1 protein-coding gene is annotated in these 1,379 nt (G+C 67.4%); it reads left to right on the top strand.

The annotated features are described in order from the left end of the window. Positions 1 to 73 precede the first annotated feature (73 nt). A protein-coding gene (locus MOPEL_RS10340) for an IS3 family transposase (RefSeq protein ID WP_373279738.1) occupies positions 74 to 1,347 on the top strand; the annotation gives its coding sequence in 2 pieces (ribosomal slippage) (positions 74 to 422 and positions 422 to 1,347; 1,275 coding nt in all). Positions 1,348 to 1,379 lie beyond the last annotated feature (32 nt).

Here is a 1,379-nt window from a genome sequence, read left to right as displayed (position 1 = left end):
GGGGCCTGACCCCGGTTCTTGGACACGCTGAATCCAGCACCTGGTGCTGGGGAAGCGAGATGATCGAAGAACCATGGCCAGGAAGAACTACTCCGAAGAGTTCCGTCGTCAGGCCGTCGACTTGTACGAGTCCACCCCGGGCGCCACGGTCCGCGGCATCGCCGAGGACCTCGGCATCGTCCGCGGCACCCTGCGGCACTGGCTCGAGGCCTACGGGACCGGCAAGAAGACCGCCGCTGACGGGACGTTGACCTCCAGCCCGCTGCAAGCCAAGACGTCCGCCGCGAGCTCGTCGGCACCGACGGACGAGACGCCGGAGCAGAGGATCGCCCGGCTCGAGGCCGAGAACGCGGCGTTGCGAGCGGAGACCACCAAGCTCACGACCGAGCGGGAGATCCTGCAGCGGGCGGCCAAGTATTTCGCCGGGGAGACGCGCTGGTGAGTCGCTTCCAGTTCGTCGCCGACAACTCCGCCACCTTCGAGGTGAAGCGACTGTGCGAGCTCGTCGAGATCGAGCGCTCGTCCTACTACGCCTGGCTCAAGGCAGCGCCGGCCCGCGAAGCCAGAGCAGCTGACGACGCAGCGCTGGCTGAGCGGATCAGAGCGGTCCATGCCGAGGACAACACCCAGGGCGCGCCGCGGATCACCGCCGAGCTCAACGCTCAACTCGGCGACAGCGCGGCTGCCGGTGAGCGGGTCAACCACAAGCGTGTCGCGAGGGTGATGCGCTTTGAGGGCATCCGCGGCTACATGAAGAAGCGCCGGGTCCGCACCACGATCCCCGAGCCGTCGGGGCAGAAGTACCCCGACCTGCTCAAGCGTGACTTCACCGCCGAGCGCCCCAACGAGCGCTATGTCGGCGACATCACCTACCTGCCGCTGGCCGACGGGACGAACCTGTACTTGGCGACCGTGATCGACTGCTACTCCCGTCGGCTGGCCGGGTGGGCCATCGCTGACCACATGCGCACCGAACTCGTCGAGGACGCCCTCAAGGCCGCCGCTGCAACCCGGGGCAGCCTCAAGGGCGCTGTGTTCCACAGCGACCACGGGTCGGTCTACTGCTCGAAGGCCTACGCCACGCTCTGCCGCAAGCTCGGCGTGACCCAGTCCATGGGCGCCGTCGGATCCAGCGCGGACAACGCCCTCGCAGAGTCGTTCAACGCCACGATGAAGCGTGAGGTCCTCCAAGACGCCGCCTGCTGGAGCAACGAACTGGTCTGCCGCCGGCAGGTCTTCAGATGGCTCGTCCGCTACAACACCAAGCGACGCCACTCGTGGTGTCGCTGCACCTCGCCGGTCGCCTTCGAGACCGGCTACACCGCTACGCTGCGACCTGCTGCGTAATCACACCCCGTGTCCAAGATCCGGGGGTAGGG

It is taken from the genome of Mobilicoccus pelagius NBRC 104925 (assembly GCF_000247995.1).
GTDB lineage: Bacteria > Actinomycetota > Actinomycetes > Actinomycetales > Dermatophilaceae > Mobilicoccus > Mobilicoccus pelagius.
This window is presented reverse-complemented; position numbering and strand designations above follow the sequence as displayed.